Annotated in this window: 12 protein-coding genes and 1 pseudogene; 10 read left to right on the top strand and 3 right to left on the bottom strand. The window is 72.2% G+C overall.

Annotated features, from left to right (window positions below; translation table 11 throughout):
* Positions 1–138 precede the first annotated feature (138 nt).
* Positions 139–798: a hypothetical protein gene (locus Scani_RS28830; protein WP_159480722.1), complete on the bottom strand. Its 660-nt coding sequence runs from the start codon at positions 796–798 to the stop codon at positions 139–141.
* On the bottom strand, positions 782–1,774 hold the full coding sequence (locus Scani_RS28825; protein ID WP_159480721.1) for a TetR/AcrR family transcriptional regulator C-terminal domain-containing protein: 993 nt from the start codon (positions 1,772–1,774) through the stop codon (positions 782–784). Before Scani_RS28825 ends, Scani_RS28830 begins: the two co-directional genes overlap by 17 nt.
* 171 nt (positions 1,775–1,945) lie before the next feature.
* On the opposite strand from Scani_RS28825, the gene Scani_RS28820 reads away from it, so the two are divergent.
* The 3 genes from Scani_RS28820 (at position 1,946) to Scani_RS28810 (ending at position 4,910) form a co-directional block, all read left to right on the top strand.
* Positions 1,946–3,622 carry an MFS transporter gene (locus Scani_RS28820; protein WP_159480720.1) on the top strand — a complete coding sequence of 559 codons (1,677 nt, stop codon included), beginning with the start codon at positions 1,946–1,948 and terminating at the stop codon, positions 3,620–3,622.
* A gap of 307 nt (positions 3,623–3,929) precedes the next feature.
* Entirely contained in the window at positions 3,930–4,292 is a 363-nt protein-coding gene (locus Scani_RS28815) for a DUF1330 domain-containing protein (protein WP_159480719.1), read from the top strand.
* A gap of 6 nt (positions 4,293–4,298) precedes the next feature.
* A complete protein-coding gene (locus tag Scani_RS28810) occupies positions 4,299–4,910 on the top strand; it encodes a GOLPH3/VPS74 family protein (protein WP_159480718.1) in 612 nt (203 codons plus the stop codon).
* Between the two features lie 174 nt (positions 4,911–5,084).
* On the opposite strand, the gene Scani_RS28805 is transcribed toward Scani_RS28810, so the two are convergent.
* A complete protein-coding gene (locus Scani_RS28805) occupies positions 5,085–5,516 on the bottom strand; it encodes a MarR family winged helix-turn-helix transcriptional regulator (protein ID WP_159480717.1) in 432 nt (143 codons plus the stop codon).
* An 88-nt stretch (positions 5,517–5,604) separates the two neighbouring features.
* On the opposite strand from Scani_RS28805, the gene Scani_RS28800 reads away from it, so the two are divergent.
* The 7 genes and pseudogenes from Scani_RS28800 to Scani_RS28765 all read left to right on the top strand — a co-directional run bounded on the left by Scani_RS28800 (position 5,605) and on the right by Scani_RS28765 (position 15,154).
* Complete coding sequence (locus Scani_RS28800) at positions 5,605–6,624, top strand: NADP-dependent oxidoreductase (RefSeq protein ID WP_159480716.1); 1,020 nt, start codon at positions 5,605–5,607, stop codon at positions 6,622–6,624.
* A gap of 374 nt (positions 6,625–6,998) precedes the next feature.
* Positions 6,999–7,427 carry an organic hydroperoxide resistance protein gene (locus Scani_RS28795; RefSeq protein ID WP_159480715.1) on the top strand — a complete coding sequence of 143 codons (429 nt, stop codon included), beginning with the start codon at positions 6,999–7,001 and terminating at the stop codon, positions 7,425–7,427.
* Between the two features lie 586 nt (positions 7,428–8,013).
* Positions 8,014–9,015, top strand: coding sequence for a LacI family DNA-binding transcriptional regulator (locus tag Scani_RS28790; RefSeq protein ID WP_159480714.1), 1,002 nt, complete (start codon positions 8,014–8,016; stop codon positions 9,013–9,015).
* 121 nt (positions 9,016–9,136) lie between these two features.
* Positions 9,137–10,726, top strand: a complete 1,590-nt coding sequence (locus Scani_RS28785; RefSeq protein WP_159480713.1) for a sugar ABC transporter ATP-binding protein — start codon at positions 9,137–9,139, stop codon at positions 10,724–10,726.
* Positions 10,716–12,655, top strand: a pseudogene (locus Scani_RS41240) (ABC transporter permease/substrate-binding protein). The gene Scani_RS28785 and the pseudogene Scani_RS41240 overlap by 11 nt, the downstream one beginning before the upstream one ends.
* A gap of 59 nt (positions 12,656–12,714) precedes the next feature.
* Positions 12,715–13,641 carry a ribokinase gene (locus tag Scani_RS28770; RefSeq protein ID WP_174872763.1) on the top strand — a complete coding sequence of 309 codons (927 nt, stop codon included), beginning with the start codon at positions 12,715–12,717 and terminating at the stop codon, positions 13,639–13,641.
* A gap of 265 nt (positions 13,642–13,906) precedes the next feature.
* The gene (locus Scani_RS28765; RefSeq protein WP_159480709.1) at positions 13,907–15,154 is read left to right on the top strand and encodes a sensor histidine kinase; all 1,248 of its coding nucleotides are present in this window, start codon (positions 13,907–13,909) and stop codon (positions 15,152–15,154) included.
* Positions 15,155–15,156: the final 2 nt, after the last annotated feature.

Below are 15,156 nucleotides of genomic sequence, written 5' to 3'. Positions count from 1 at the left end.
ATGGTTCCTCCCCGACGGGCCGGTATGGACGGAGCGCTCGTGCGGCCTGTTCACAGGGACCGCTCGTGCGCCATCCTCCGGTCGTGCGCGGGCGTCCGCCTGCTGGGAAGGTCCGGTAGGGGGACGGGGGAGGGGCGGTTAGGACGAAGGAGTGAGATCGCGCTGATCCGGCGGTGCGGCGGGGGCCGGACCGGTCAGCCGCTGGTACAGCCCCCAGGTGAACTCCGCGACGATGTCCCGGGGGGTGCCGTCGGGGCCTGGGGCGGTGCAGACCAACTGCCAGCGGGTGGGGGCGCTGCCCTCCTTCGGGCGGGCCGGGGCGAAGGCGCGGGCGACCTCGTCGACCGTGCACGACCAGGGCGTCAGATCGTCGGTGGTCCGCAGGTCAGGGGCCTTGGCGCCGGGTGCCCGGATCAGCCAGGCGTTCCAGACGGCGCCCCGGGTGCCGGTGAGCACCTCGAACCGCAGACCGGGCCAGAGCGGCACCGGCCAGGTGAGGGCCTCGCAGGTCAGGTCGCCGAGGCGGCGGGCGGCGACGGTCTCGGGGGTGCCGAGGAGCGCACGATACGGCTGGACGCCGCCGCGCGCCCGCGGGGCGTGCATCCGTGCCTGCCAGCGTCGGTTGGCCTCGCGCATATCGGCGCGGGAGACCTGGAGGGTGCGCAGCGCGTCCTCGACCAGGCCGGGGTGGTGGTCGGCCATCCGTCGCAGCAGGACGAGCTGGAAGGCGACCGGTCCCGGCAGACCGGACGCGGTGCCGGAGCCGGCGGGCGGGTCGGTGTCAGAGGTGCCGTTCATGAGGGCCATGGTCGCCGACGGCGGGGGATCCGGGGGCGCCGGGACGGGGTCCGTCGACGAGCGCCGCCATGCCGTCCAGCAGGCGGGCCAGCCCGAACTCGAAGATCGAGTCCAGGTTCACCACATCGGCGTCGATCCCCGAGACACCCGCGTACATGGGGTAGGAGCCCGAGGTGAGGATCCCCTCGAACACCGGCTCCATCGTGGCCATCCACTGGTCCTGGTCCAACCCGGTCTCCTGCTCGGCCTCCAGGTCGTCCTCGAACCCGGCGGCGGTGGACAGCACGAAACCCAGCAGCGTCAGTGCCATGTGAATCAGCGTCACCGGGTCCATGCCCCGGACCCGCGCCATGGTCCACTCGATCAGCGCCATCGCCCGCGGCATCGGCTGCGGCCGGGTGATCGACAGGTACTGCGCCAGCCAGGGGTGCCGCCGGTAGAGCTCCCACTGCAGCCGCGCGCCCGCCTCCATCCGTTCGCGCCAGCCGTCCGGCGCCGGTTCCGGCAGTTCGAGGTCGCGGAACGCGGCGTCCGCCATCAGCAGCACCAGCTCGTCCTTGCCCGCCACATGACGGTAGAGCGCCATCGAGGACACCCCGAACTCGGCGGCCACCCGGCGCATCGACAGCGCCCGCAGGCCCTCGGCGTCGGCGACCCTGATCGCGGCCCGTACGACGCTGTCGCGGCTCAGCCCGCTGTCCGTCCCGCTCGGGCGCCGCTCCCGCGTGGCCGGGCCGCCGCGGGTGGTCCGCTGCGGCTCGGCCACGACCGTGCCCACACCCGGTACGGCCCGTACGAGGCCCTCCTGACGCAGCGTCGTCAGCACCTTGGTGGCGGTGGCCATCGCCACCCCCCACTCCTGGGTGATCCGCCGGGTCGAGGGCACCCGGTCGCCCGGCGTCAGCTCACCGGCCTCGATACGGCGCCGGAGGGTGTCGACGATCCGGCGGTAGGGCGGCGGGGACGACTGCTCCACGAGGGCGACCTCCGTACTAGTGCACCAGGGTGATTCCGTCGGCGGTGAGCCTAACAGCGCGGACGACACAAGGGCACCGCACTAGCCGGGTGCACTAGTGTGACGCACCTCCAATTCCCTTGTGCCTATTGGTGTTTGCACAGTAAGCGGACTCTGCTTACCGTGTCATCCATGACGTTTACTCCGTACACAACCACGCCGGTGGCCGGCCGCCGGGAGTGGACCGCCCTGGGCGTCCTCCTGCTGCCCTGCCTTCTCGTCTCGATGGACGTCTCGGTGCTCTACTTCGCGGTGCCGTTCCTGACCGCGGAGCTGGAGCCCAGCAGCGTCCAGCAGCTGTGGATCCTCGACGTCTACGGCTTCGTGCTGGCCGGTCTGCTGATCACCATGGGCGCGCTGGGCGACCGCATCGGCCGCCGCAAGCTGCTGCTGTCCGGCGCCCTCCTCTTCGGGCTCGCCTCCGCGGCCGCCGCGTACGCGCAGAGCGCCGAAATGCTCATCGCCGCACGGGCGTTGCTCGGCATCGGCGGGGCGACGCTGATGCCGTCCACCCTCGCGCTGATCCGCAACCTCTTCCACGACGCGAAGCAGCGCGGCAAGGCGATCGCGATCTGGTCGACCGCGGTGACCGGCGGTATCGCGGTCGGGCCGGTGCTCAGCGGGGCGCTGCTGGAGCACTTCTGGTGGGGTTCGGTGTTTCTGCTCAACGCTCCGGCGATGGTGCTGCTGCTGGTCTGCGGGCCGCTGCTGCTGCCGGAGTTCAAGAATCCGGCGGCCGGGCGCTTCGACCTGCCCGGCTCGCTGCTCTCCCTGCTCGCGATGCTGCCGGTGGTCTACGGGGTCAAGGAGATCGCCCGCGACGGGCTGGCGCTGCTGCCCGTCCTCGCCCTCGTGGCCGGACTGGCGGCCGCCGCGGCCTTCGTGCACCGTCAGCGCACCGCCCGCCATCCGATGCTCGACCTGGAGCTGTTCCGGAACCGCGGGTTCAGCGTCTCGGTGCTGATGAACCTGCTGGCGATGTTCGCGATCGTCGGCTGCGCGGTCTTCTTCACCCAGTACCTGCAGACCGTACGGGGCATGAGCCCCATGGAGGCGGCGCTGTGGAACCTGCTGCCGACCCTCGCGGTGGGCGGGATGGCGCCGGCCGCCGCCGCCCTCGCCCAGCGGACGGACCGGGCCCATGTCATCGCCCTGGGGTGTGCCATCGCGGCCGGCGGCTTCGTCTGGCTGTCCTGGCTGGAACCGGGCTCGGCCCTGTGGTTCGTCCTGACCGCCTCGGCGGTCTACGCCTCCGGTCTGGTGGTGGTGGTCTCGCTCGGCAACGAATTGGCCCTCGGTGTCGCGCCGCCCGAGCGGGCGGGTTCCGCCTCGGCCGTACTGGAGTCCGGCACCGAACTGGGCGGCGCGCTGGGCATGGCGATCCTGGGCAGCATCGGGAGCGCGATCTACCGCGGTGACATCGGCGGCGCACTGCCCGCCGGTCTGCCGGCGGACGCGGCCGACGCGGCACGGGAGACGCTGGCGGGCGCCGCCGCGGTAGCCGGTGCGCTCCCGGGCCGGACGGGGGAGGCGCTGCTGACGGCGGCCCGCACCGCCTTCACCCATGGACTGCAGACGGCGGTGCTGGTCGCCGCGGGCGTCATGGTCTGTGCCGCGGTGCTGGCCCTGACGCTGCTGCGGGGCCTGCGGGGCGTGCAGGCCGAGGGAGTTGAGGGGCAGTCGGATGTGCCGGTGGTGGACGGCGCGGTGCGGGGGGCCGTGACGGCGGCGGATGCGGAGGGGGCTGGTGCGCCTGCGGCTGGTACGCCGGTGGCTGGTACGGCCGTGGTCCAGGGGGAACCGTCGTGAGGTGTCACGTCTGAGGTGCGAGGGGTGAGGCACCACGCATGAGGTGCCTTCGTGTGCGCCGTCGGCGTCCCGCTCCGGGCCCGCGGCGCTCCTCGCCCTGGGCGGCTCCCCGTGCGGAAACCCGGGAGCGCTTACACTGGGGAAAGCATGCAAATCCGGTGAATTCGCCTCATGCGAGGGGCTGTTCCTGCGCCGGCCCGCTCCCGTAGGCGCCGCGGGTGCCTCCGCGCTCCCTTATGGCGGGCGCGGCGAGCGGCGCCTTCGACATGCCCCTCCGTACGTGCCGCCATAGGCTGGAGGATTCGAGATGAGCGCCTATTTGATCAACCACCTGCGCCTGCCGGGCGGCGTTCCGAACGAAGACGGCCTGGCGTATCTGGAGCAGGTGGAGGACACCGTCACGGCGTACGGCGGCAAGTGGCTGGCGCAGGGCGAGGTGCAGGTCGTCGAAGGGGCCTGGCCGGGTCTGGCGGTCCTGCTGGAATTCCCGGGCATGGCCGAGGCGCGGAACTGGTACGAGTCGCCCGAGTACCAGAAGATCCTCCCGCTGCGCGTCAACAACGCCATCAGCGACCTGATCTTTGTGGACGGTGTCGGTCCCGGCTTCACGGTGGCCGGCTTCGCGCAGCAGATCCGGTCCGCGATCGCGGCCTCCGACGCCGAGAGCTGATCGCGGATGACCACACCGCGGGATCTGCTGCTCGTCGCCATGGACACGGCACCCGTGCGGACCGTGGAGCGGGGCGATCTGTCGCTGGTGCTCGCGGGGGCCGAGGCGATCGACCTCCTGGAGGGCCGGGCCGTCACGCTGCGGGGCGATCGCCTCGTGCCGGGCTACCGGCCCGCCATCGCCGACCGCCTCCTGGACGAGGCGGCGTCGTCGCTGGTCATGGAGGAGCCGTACGAGTCGGTCGGCGACTGGCTGTGGCGCCGGGGGCGTGGCCTGTCCGAGGCCTATCTGGCCGCGTTCGAGGAGGAAGGCCAGCTCATCCGGCAGCGCCGCCGTCGCTGGTTGTTCTTCCGGACCAGCGAGATGGTCCTGGTCGATTCGCCCGAGCGCCGTGAGGTGGCGCACCGCTGGGAAGCGGGCGAACCCGTGCTCGCCGCCCTCGCGGAGGCCGCCGGTATCCGTGACAGGCGGACCGAGGACCCGGCGGGCCCGGACGGCGCGGTGTCGGCCGTGCTCATCGCCGTCGACGAGGCGCTCGCCGAATTGGCGGTGGAGCGGCAGCGGCGTGCCCGCAGGCGTGACCAGGCGGCCGTGGACAACGTGCGACGCGGTTACTGACGGCCGTGGGCGATGTGCGGCGGCGGGGCCGGCTGTCGGTCGTGGACGAGGTGCGGCGGGGTCGGCTGTCGGCCGTGGGGAACGTGCGGCGGGGCCGGCTGTCGGTCGGGGGTCACGTGCCGTGCGGCCCGCCGGCGATCGTCCGGTCCGGCGGGGCCGCCGGGCACGGTCCGGTCACTCGGGCGCGACGCCCAGCATCCGCTGCAGCAGCTCCTTCAGCAGCGTCCGCTCGGCGACCGTCAGACGGCCGAGCGGCTCGCGGGCGAAGTGGAGCGACGTGCGCAGCGCCTCGGCCGTGCGCGCGCCGTCGTCCGTCGGGGCGGCGAGCTTGACGCGGCGGTCGGCCGGATCGGGGCGGCGCTCGACCAGGCCGCGGGACTCCAGGCGGTCCACGATGCCGGTGACGTTGGACGGCTCGCACTTCAGACGCTCGGCGACCCTGCGCATGGGCAGCGGCTCGATGGAGAGCAGGCTGAGCACCCTGGCCTGGGCGCCGGTGAGGGAGTGCTCGGCCGCGGCGTGCTCGTACTCCTCGTAGTAGCGGGCGACGACGGTGCCGATGAGGTCGACGACCTCGACGGTCAAGGAGTCTGCGCGGGGGGTCATGCAGACGAGGATACCCAATTACTTGACAACATGAAATATCGAGGAGCATGGTTGTTTCAGTACATGAAGTTTTAGGAGGATCGCGCTTATGTCCGCACTGCCCACGACCGGCCGCGAATGGCACCTCGTCGCCCGCCCCCACGGCTGGCCCACCCCGGAGGACTTCGCGCTGCGCGAGGCCGCGGTGCCCGAGCTCGGCGAGGGCCAGATCCTCGTCCGTACGCAGCACTTCTCCGTCGACCCGTACATGCGCGGCCGGATGAACGACGTGAAGTCGTACGTCCCGCCCTTCCAGCTCGACCAGCCGATGGACGGCGGCGCGGTCGGTGAGGTCATCGCCTCGCGCGACGATTCCCTCGCCGTCGGTGACCACGTCCTGCACGGCCTCGGCTGGCGCGAGTACGCGGTACTGGACGCCAAGCGTGCCGCCAAGGTGGACCCGTCGCTGGCTCCGCTCACCGCCTACCTCGGCGTGCTGGGCATGCCGGGCCTGACCGCATACGCGGGTCTGCTGGAGGTCGCGTCCTTCAAGGAGGGCGACGCAGTCTTCGTGTCCGGCGCGGCCGGCGCGGTGGGCAGCGAGGTCGGCCAGATCGCCAAGCTCAAGGGCGCCTCCCGCGTCATCGGCTCGGCCGGTTCCGACGACAAGGTCAAGCTCCTGGTCGAGGAGTACGGCTTCGACGCCGCCTTCAACTACAAGAACGGCGATGTCGCCAAGCAGCTCAAGGAGGCCGCGCCGGACGGCATCGACGTCTACTTCGACAACGTCGGCGGCGACCACCTCGAAGCCGCCATCAGCTCCCTCAACGTCCATGGCCGTGCCGCCATCTGCGGCATGATCTCGATGTACAACGCCACGGAGCCGAGCCCCGCCCCGCGCAACCTCGCGATGGTGATCGGCAAGCGGCTGCGCCTGCAGGGCCTGCTGGTCAGCGACCACGCCGCGCTGCAGCCGCAGTTCGTCGAGGAGGTCTCCGCCTGGATCCGCTCCGGCGAGCTCAAGTACAGCGAGACCAAGGTGGCCGGCATCGAGAACGGCGTCGAGGCCTTCCTCGGTCTGCTGCGCGGTGAGAACACCGGCAAGATGATCGTGAGCCTCGCGGACTGACGATGGCTCGGTGGGGCGGTGGCCGTTCCGCGGGCTGGTGATGGCTCCGTTGGCTGAGGGGGTGCCGCCCCGCCGGGGAGCGGCGCAGGGGGAGCGGCGCTTCTCCCGTCCGGGGCGGCGTTCCTCCCTGTCCGGGAGGGTGTGCCTCCCCGTCCGGGATGGTGTTCTCCCTGTCCGGGTTGGCGATTTCCCCGCCGGGGTGGCATGCCCTCCCCGAGACGGTGGGGTGCCGGCCCCGGCGGGACGTGTGCCAGGCCGGGGGCCGTACGCCTCACTGTGCCTCCCCGAGGGGCCTTGCGTACGACCGTTAGGCTCAGCGGCAAGCCGTCGCGATCCGTGGGCGCGAGTCGCGGCGAACCACAGGAGGATTTGGTATGTCCATCCAGACCGTCGACGTCGTCTACACCGCCGTCGCCACCGCTGAGAACGGCCGTGACGGCCGCGTCGCCAGCGATGACGGCAAGCTCGACGTGATCGTCAACCCGCCCAAGGAGCAGGGCGGCAGCGGCGCCGGCACCAACCCCGAGCAGCTCTTCGCGGCCGGCTACAGCGCCTGCTTCCAGGGCGCGCTCGGCGTCGTCGCCCGCCGGGAGAACGCCGATGTCTCGGGCTCCCGGGTGACCGCCAAGGTCGGCATCGGCAAGGCCGCGGACGGCGGCTTCGGCCTCACGGTCGAGATCTCCGCCGCGATCCCCAACGTCGACGCGGCCACCGCCAAGGACCTCGTGGAGAAGGCGCACCAGGTGTGCCCGTACTCCCGCGCGACCCGCGGCAACATCGAGGTCACGCTGACCGTCGCCTGAGGCAGGCGCAGCCGGCGATGACCGACTGGCGATTCGGTCGATCGGCGCTTCGGCTTGTCGCCCTTTCCGCCGACTGGCGATTTCGCACAAGGGCCGCATCCCTCAACGGGGTGCGGCCCTCCGCGTCTGACGGACCGTTTTTCGCGGGCGTGGGCGTGGGCGTGGGCGTGGGTGTGAGGCGCCGGGACGGCTGCTCGCCCCCACCCACGAAGGCCGCACGACCAGGGAAGGCGACCGGCGGGGGAGGAGCGGCCGAGGCGCCCCGCGTACGGGAGGCCCCGCCTGATCGACTCCCCTTGCCTGCCGCCTGCCGCCTGCCGCCTGCCGCCTGCCGCCTGCCGCCTGCCGCCTGCCGCCTGCCGCCTGCCGCCTGCCGCCTGCCGCCCACCACCCCGCGCCCGCTGCCTCGTCGCCTCCCTCACCCCATCGATGTGACGCAGCCCACTCGTACCGCATCTTGACGCACCCGCCGTGTAATCGATTTCGTAGCCCCCACGCATTGCTCAAGAAATCGATTACACGTCGATCATGCGCATCCGCTCTCCCGCACGGGGAGCGTGCGCCCGGACAGGATGGCAACGGCGCCATGGCGAACATCAAAGATGTGGCAGAACGGGCAGGGGTCTCCGTCGCCACGGTCTCCCGTGTTCTCAACGGGCACAGCCCGGTCGCGGAGACCCGTGAGCGGGTGCTCGCCGCCGTACAGGAGCTGGGCTACCGCCCCAACAACGTCGCCCGCGCGCTGCGCACCGCACGGACCGGCGCGCTCGGCCTGATCATCAGCGACCTCACCAACCCCTTCTTCACCGAGCTGGCCGACGCCGTCGAGGACGAGGCCCGCAGCCTCGGCTACAGCCTGGTCATCGGCAACGCCGGCGAGCGTCCCGCCCAGCAGGACGACTACATCCGCACCCTGCTCGACCGCCGGATCGACGGCCTCCTGGTCAGCTCGGCCGGCACCGGTTCGGCGATGCTCCGCGAGGTCGTCGCCTCCGGCACCCCGCTGGTCCTGCTGGACCGCACCGTGCCCGGCATCGACGCCCCCTGCGTACGTGCCGACGGCCGCGCCGCGCTCACCGAGCTCGCCGCCCACCTCGCCGCCCACGGCCGCCACCGTCCCGCGATCATCGTCGCCCCGGCCGGCACCCCCACCGGCGACGAGCGCCTCAGCCTCTTCCGTACGGCGCTGGCCGGGTACGGCCTGACCCTGCCCGACGAGCGGGTCGGCGCCACCCCCGATCTCCAGCACACCGGCGGCCGGCAGGTGATGAGCGCCTTCCTCGACCTCGCCGAGCCGCCGGACGCGGTGCTGGCCACCGACAACCTGATGGCGCTGGGCGCGATGGACGAACTCCGCGCCCGCGGGCTGCGGGTCCCCGGCGATGTGGCGCTGGTGGTCTACGACGACGTGCCGTGGTTCACCCACACCGATCCGCCGCTGACCGCGATCGCCCAGCCCACCCGCGAACTGGGCCGGGCCGCCGTCCACACCCTGTTGGCGCGCATCGAGGGACGGCCCGCCGACTCGGTGCTGCTGCCGGCCCGGCTGGTCACCCGCCGCTCCTGCGGCGAAGCACCCGCCCCCTGAGCAGGCCCGCCCGGGCCCGGCCCGGCACTCCGGGCCCGGCACCCCCGTCCGGGCGGGCCACCCGTGTCAGTCACCACCCGAACCACCACCCAGAGCCATCCGAGGAAGAGAGGGGCAGCGCATGACCGGCGTCAACGACGACGAACCGGGCGGCCGCGAACTGCTGCGCGTGGAGGGGGTGACGAAGTCGTTCCCGGGCGTGCGCGCGCTGGACGGCGTGGACCTGACCCTGCGCACCGGCGAGGTGCACGTCCTGCTGGGCGAGAACGGCGCGGGCAAGAGCACCCTCATCAAGATGCTCTCCGGCGCCCACCGCCCCGACGAGGGCCGCATCCTCGTGGACGGCGACGAGGTCACCATCCGTTCGGCACAGGACGCCGAACGGCACGGCATCGCCACCATCTACCAGGAGTTCAACCTCGTCCCCGGGCTGACCGTCGCCGAGAACATCTTCCTGGGCCGCCAGCCGCGCACCGCGCTCGGCCTGGTCGACCGGAAGGCGATGCGGGCGCGGGCCGCCGAGCTGCTCCGGCGCGTACGGCTCGACGTCTCCCCGAACACCCCGGTCGCCGAACTGGGCATCGCCCGCCTCCAGATGGTCGAGATCGCCAAGGCGCTCAGCCTGGAAGCGCGCGTCCTGATCATGGACGAGCCGACCGCGGTCCTGACCTCCGAGGAGGTCGAGACCCTCTTCGGGATCGTCCGCGAGCTGCGCGACACCGGCGTCGGCATCATCTTCATCACCCACCACCTGGAGGAGATCGGCGCGCTCGGCGACCGGGTCACCGTCCTGCGCGACGGCCGCTCCGTCGAGGAGGTGCCGGCCTCGACGGACGAGGACGAGCTGATCCGCCTCATGGTGGGCCGGGACATCGCCGAGCAGTATCCGCGGCAGCGCCCCGAGGCACCGGGCGCGCCCCTGCTGCGCGTCCGCGGTCTGACCCGCAACGGCACGGTGGCCGGGCCGGTCTTCGAGGGCATCGACTTCGAGGTGCGGGCCGGTGAGGTCGTGGGCCTCGCCGGGCTGGTCGGCGCGGGCCGCACCGAGGTGGTCCGGGCGATCTTCGGCGTGGACCGCTACGACGCCGGTACGGTCGAGATCGACGGCGCGGAGCTGGCCCGCGGCGATGTCCGCGCCGCCATGCGCGCCGGCCTCGGCCTCGTGCCGGAGGACCGCAAGGGCCAGGGCCTGGTCATGGACGCCTCCCTCCAGGACAACCTCACCCTCGCCCGCCTCGACCGCGACACCCGTGGCGGGCTGGTGGACCGGGGCGCGCAGCGGCGCGAAGCGGCCGCCGTCGCCGGGCAGTTGAAGGTCCGGATGAGCGGGCTGGGACAGAGCGCCCGCACCCTGTCCGGCGGCAACCAGCAGAAGATCGTCATCGGCAAGTGGCTGCTGGCGGACACCCGGCTGCTGATCCTCGACGAGCCGACGCGCGGTATCGACGTCGGAGCGAAGGTCGAGATCTACCAGCTCATCAACGAACTGACCGCGTCCGGCCGCGCGGTGCTGATGATCTCCAGCGATCTGCCCGAGGTCCTCGGCATGAGCGACCGGGTGCTGGTGATGTCGCAGGGCCGGCTGGCCGGAGAGCTGTCGGCCGAAGAGGCCACCCAGGACGCCGTGATGGAGCTGGCGCTCCAGTCCCCGCACGGCACGAGCACGAAGCACAACGACAAGAGCGCGATGGAGGGCTCCGATGTCCACTGAGGTGAAGACGGGAGCCGCCGCCGAGGCGGTGGGACGGGCACCGGACCGGGACGGCGCGGGAGCGTGGTTCTCCCGGGCGGTGCTCAGGAACGGCCCGCTCGGCGGACTGATCGCCCTGGTCGTGGTGATGGCGGTGCTGTCCAGGGACTTCCTCAACGGCCAGAACCTGCTGAATGTCGGCGTCCAGGCGTCGGTCACCGCGATCCTCGCCTTCGGTGTCACCTTCGTGATCGTCTCGGCCGGTATCGATCTGTCCGTCGGCTCGGTCGCCGGGCTCTCCGCCACCGTCGTCGCCTGGGCGGCCACGGGCGGGGGCCTGCCCGTCTGGGTGGCGCTGCCGCTCGGCCTGGCGACCGGTGCGGCGGCCGGTCTGGTCTCCGGGGCGCTGGTCGCCTACGGCAAGCTGCCCGCCTTCATCGCCACGCTGGCGATGCTCTCGGTCGGCCGCGGTCTGGCCCTGGTCATCTCCGGCGGTTCGCCGATCGCCTTCCCCGGCTCGGTCGGGGCGCTCGGTGACACCCTCGGCGGCTGGCTGCCGGTGCCCGTCCTCGTCATGATCGCCATGGGGCTGATCGCCGCGCTGATCCTGGCCCGTACGTACTCCGGCCGGGCGATGTTCGCGATCGGCGGCAACGAGGAGGCGGCCCGGCTCTCCGGCATCCACGTCGAGCGCCGCAAGCTCGTCATCTATGCGCTGTCCGGGCTGTTCGCCGCGGTCGCCGGCATCGTGCTCGCCGCCCGGCTCACCTCCGCCCAGCCGCAGGCCGCCACCGGCTACGAGCTGGACGCGATCGCCGCCGTCGTCATCGGCGGGGCCAGCCTCTCCGGCGGCTCCGGCAAGGCCTCCGGCACCCTCATCGGCGCGCTGATCCTCGCCGTCCTGCGCAACGGCCTCAACCTGCTGAGCGTGTCGGCGTTCTGGCAGCAGGTGGCCACCGGACTGGTCATCGCGCTGGCCGTGCTGCTGGACACGCTGCGCCGCCGGAGCGCGCGATGAACGCCCGGCGCAGCACCCGGATCAAGGCGTCGCTGGCCGCCGGGCTGGCCGCGACCGTCGCCCTGGGCCTGGCCGGCTGCGACCGCGGGGGCAACACCGACCTGGGCCTGGCGCTGTCGACGATGAACAACCCGTTCTTCGTCGGCATCAAGAAGGGCGCCCAGGCCGAGGCGGACGCCCGCGGTCTGCACCTCAACATCACCGACGCCCAGAACGACCCGACCCAGCAGATCAACCAGATGGAGACGTTCACCAGCCAGAACGTCAAGGCGGCCATCATCAATCCGGTGGACTCGGACGCCGCGGTCCCGGCCGTCGGCGTCGCCAACCGGGCGAAGGTGCCGGTCATCTCCATCGACCGCGGTGTCAACGGCGGCAAGGTCGGCTCGACCATCGCCTCCGACAATGTCGCGGGCGGCCGGCTCGCCGCGAAGACGCTGGCCGAATCGCTCGGCGGCAAGGGCAAGGTGGCCTTCCTGGAGGGCCAGGCCGGTACCTCCGCCGCCCGCGAGCGCGGCCAGGGCTTCGAGGAAGGCATCAAGAAGTACCCCGGCATCCAGGTCGTCGCCCGGCAGCCCGCGGACTTCGACCGCACCAAGGGCATGGACGTGATGTCCAACATGCTGCAGGCGCACCGCGACATCGGCGGGGTCTTCGCCGCCAACGACGAGATGGCGCTGGGCGCGTCCAAGGCGCTGGGCGGCCGCTCCGGCAAGGACGTGAAGGTGGTGGCGTTCGACGGCACACCGGACGGCGTCAAGGCGGTCCACCACGGCACCCTGACCGCCACCGTCGCCCAGCAGCCGGAACTCCTCGGCAAGCAGGCCGTGGACTGGGCGCTCAAGGCCTCCCGCGGTGAGAAGCTGCCGCAGTCGGTCAGGGTGCCGGTGGTATTGGTGACGGCGAAGAACGCCGCGAAGTTCGACGGCTGAGAGGGCGGCCCCGGCGGGCCGCCGGGCAACGACAGATGAGAGATATGGGAGAGCGGCACATGTATGACGTCCTGGTGGTCGGCTCCGCCAACGCGGATCTGACGGTACGGGTCGAACGGCGGCCCGGCGCCGGCGAGACCGTGACCGGCACCGACCTGGTCGAATCGGCCGGCGGCAAGGGCGCCAACCAGGCGGCCGCGGCGGCCCGGATCGGCGGGCGCACCGCGCTGCTGGCGCGGGTCGGCGGCGACGCGTACGGCCAACTGCTGCTGGACGCCCAGCGCGACGCGGGCACCGACGTCACCCCCGTGATCGTGGACGACGCGGCCCGCACCGGCACCGCAATGATCATCGTCGACCCGGACGGCGACAACAGCATCGTGGTCTCGCCCGGCGCCAACGCCGCCCTCACCCCGCAGGACGTGGCGGCGGCGAAGGACACCATCGCCGCCGCCACGGTGGTCTCCCTCCAGCTGGAGATCCCCATGGAATCCGTACGGGCCGCCGCCTCGGCCGCCGAACAGGCCGGCACCCGCGTCGTCCTCAACCCCTCCCCGGCTCCCGAGGCGGCCGCGCTGGCCCCCGAACTCCTCGCGGCGGCCGACCCGTTGGTGGTCAACGAGCACGAGGCGCGGCAGCTCTCCGGGCTCGCCGACGGCACGCCCGCCGCCTGGGCACAGGCGCTGCGCGAACGGGGCGCCCGCTCCGTCGTGGTCACCCTCGGTGGCGACGGCGCGCTGGTCCTGGACGCCTCGGGAGCCACCGACGTGCCGGGCGTACGGGTCAAGGCCGTGGACACCACTGGTGCCGGCGACGCCTTCACGGGCGCCCTCGCCACCCGTCTGGCCCGCGGCGACACGCTGGCCGAGGCGGCGCGCTTCGCCGTACGGGTGGGCGCCGCGGCCGTCACCAAGCCGGGCGCCCAGCCGTCCTACCCGACCCGGGCGGAGCTGGAGGCGCTGGCGCCCGAGCTGCCGCAGGGCTGAGGCCCGGCTGCTTTTGACGGCCGCCACCGGGCCGAGGCCGACTGCGGGCGGCCGGGTACGGGGGCGCGCGGCCGGGGTGGGGCGGCGCGCGCGACGGGGTGATCCGTTGCTTACTGCCGGTTTATGGGTCCTTTGGGCAGGATGGGTGCTGTGGGGCAACTGTCGTGTGCCTTGCGGAATCTGAGGAAGGACCAGCAGTGCGCCTACCCGTCGTCCCGGTTTCGGTCGTCGTGCCCGCGTCACCGGGGCCTCGGGGCTGACCGCCGTGGCACCCTCGTCGCCGCCCTCCGCGCCGGTGGCCGTACCCGCGCCGCCCGCCGGGACCTTCCCGCCGCACCACCGTCCGGCGCCGTGGCTGCGGCCGACCATCCGGATACGGCTCGCGCTGCTGTACGGCGGCATGTTCCTGATGGCCGGGATCGTGCTGCTGACACTCATCTACATCCTGGCGGCCAAGACCCTCAAGGAGGGCACCCCGGAGTTCAGGGTCTTCGGCAGCAACGTCCGGCTGGGCAACCTCAGTTGCCCCGGCCTGCCGCCGGCGGGCACGGCCGACGAGATCAACTCGGCGATCGCCCACTGCATCCGCAACCAGCGCGAACTGGCGCTGCACACCTTCCTGAACCGCTCCCTGACCGCGCTGGTGGGCCTGACGGTGGTGGCGTTCGCTTTTGGTTATGCGATGGCGGGGCGGGTGTTGTCGCCGTTGGGGCGTATTACGCGTACGGCTCAGCGGGTGGCGGGTTCGGATCTGCATCGTCGGATCGAGCTGGGGGGTCCTGATGATGAGCTGAAGGAGCTTGCGGACACGTTCGACGAGATGCTGGACCGGCTGGACCGGGCGTTCGAGTCGCAGCGGCGGTTCGTGGCGAATGCGTCGCATGAGTTGCGGACGCCGTTGGCGATCAACCGGACGTTGCTGGAGGTGCAGCTGGCGGATCCGGGGGCGTCGCCGGAGCTGGCGCAGCTGGGGAAGACGCTGTTGGCGACGAATGAGCGCAGTGAGCAGTTGGTGGAGGGTCTGCTGCTGCTGGCGCGCAGTGAGAACAAGGTGGTCGACAAGAAGCCGGTGGACTTGTCGGAGGTGGCGTCGCAGGCGGTGGACCAGACGCGGGAGGAGGCGCAGGCCAAGGGGGTGGAGCTGCGTGGGGTCCGGTCCCGGGTGGTGGTGCAGGGCAACGGGGTGCTGCTGGAGCGGATCGCGTTGAATCTGGTGCAGAACGCGGTGCGTTACAACGTGCCGGAGGAGGGGTGGGTGGAGGTGTCCACGGAGCCGGCGCCGGGGTGTGCGGTGCTGGTGGTGGCCAATACCGGTCCGGTGGTTCCGGCGTATGAGGTGGAGAACCTCTTCGAGCCGTTCCGGCGGCTGCGTACCGAGCGCACGGGCAGTGACAAGGGCGTCGGTCTGGGGTTGTCCATCGTGCGCTCGGTGGTCCGTGCGCACGACGGCTCGATCACGGCCGTGCCCCGCGAGGGCGGCGGACTCGTCATGCGGGTCGTCCTGCCGCTCTAGAC

The organism is Streptomyces caniferus (assembly GCF_009811555.1).
In the GTDB taxonomy this organism is placed as follows: Bacteria; Actinomycetota; Actinomycetes; order Streptomycetales; family Streptomycetaceae; genus Streptomyces; species Streptomyces caniferus.
This window is presented reverse-complemented; position numbering and strand designations above follow the sequence as displayed.

Bases quoted from the DNA above. Each gene is read 5' to 3' on its own strand.
- Scani_RS28830 (WP_159480722.1), bottom strand. From the start codon at position 798: ATGAACGGCACCTCTGACACCGACCCGCCCGCCGGCTCCGGCACCGCG.
- Scani_RS28820 (WP_159480720.1), top strand. From the start codon at position 1,946: ATGACGTTTACTCCGTACACAACCACGCCGGTGGCCGGCCGCCGGGAG.
- Scani_RS28815 (WP_159480719.1), top strand. From the start codon at position 3,930: ATGAGCGCCTATTTGATCAACCACCTGCGCCTGCCGGGCGGCGTTCCG.
- Scani_RS28810 (WP_159480718.1), top strand. From the start codon at position 4,299: ATGACCACACCGCGGGATCTGCTGCTCGTCGCCATGGACACGGCACCC.
- Scani_RS28805 (WP_159480717.1), bottom strand. From the start codon at position 5,516: ATGACCCCCCGCGCAGACTCCTTGACCGTCGAGGTCGTCGACCTCATC.
- Scani_RS28800 (WP_159480716.1), top strand. From the start codon at position 5,605: ATGTCCGCACTGCCCACGACCGGCCGCGAATGGCACCTCGTCGCCCGC.
- Scani_RS28795 (WP_159480715.1), top strand. From the start codon at position 6,999: ATGTCCATCCAGACCGTCGACGTCGTCTACACCGCCGTCGCCACCGCT.
- Scani_RS28790 (WP_159480714.1), top strand. From the start codon at position 8,014: ATGGCGAACATCAAAGATGTGGCAGAACGGGCAGGGGTCTCCGTCGCC.
- Scani_RS28785 (WP_159480713.1), top strand. From the start codon at position 9,137: ATGACCGGCGTCAACGACGACGAACCGGGCGGCCGCGAACTGCTGCGC.
- Scani_RS28770 (WP_174872763.1), top strand. From the start codon at position 12,715: ATGTATGACGTCCTGGTGGTCGGCTCCGCCAACGCGGATCTGACGGTA.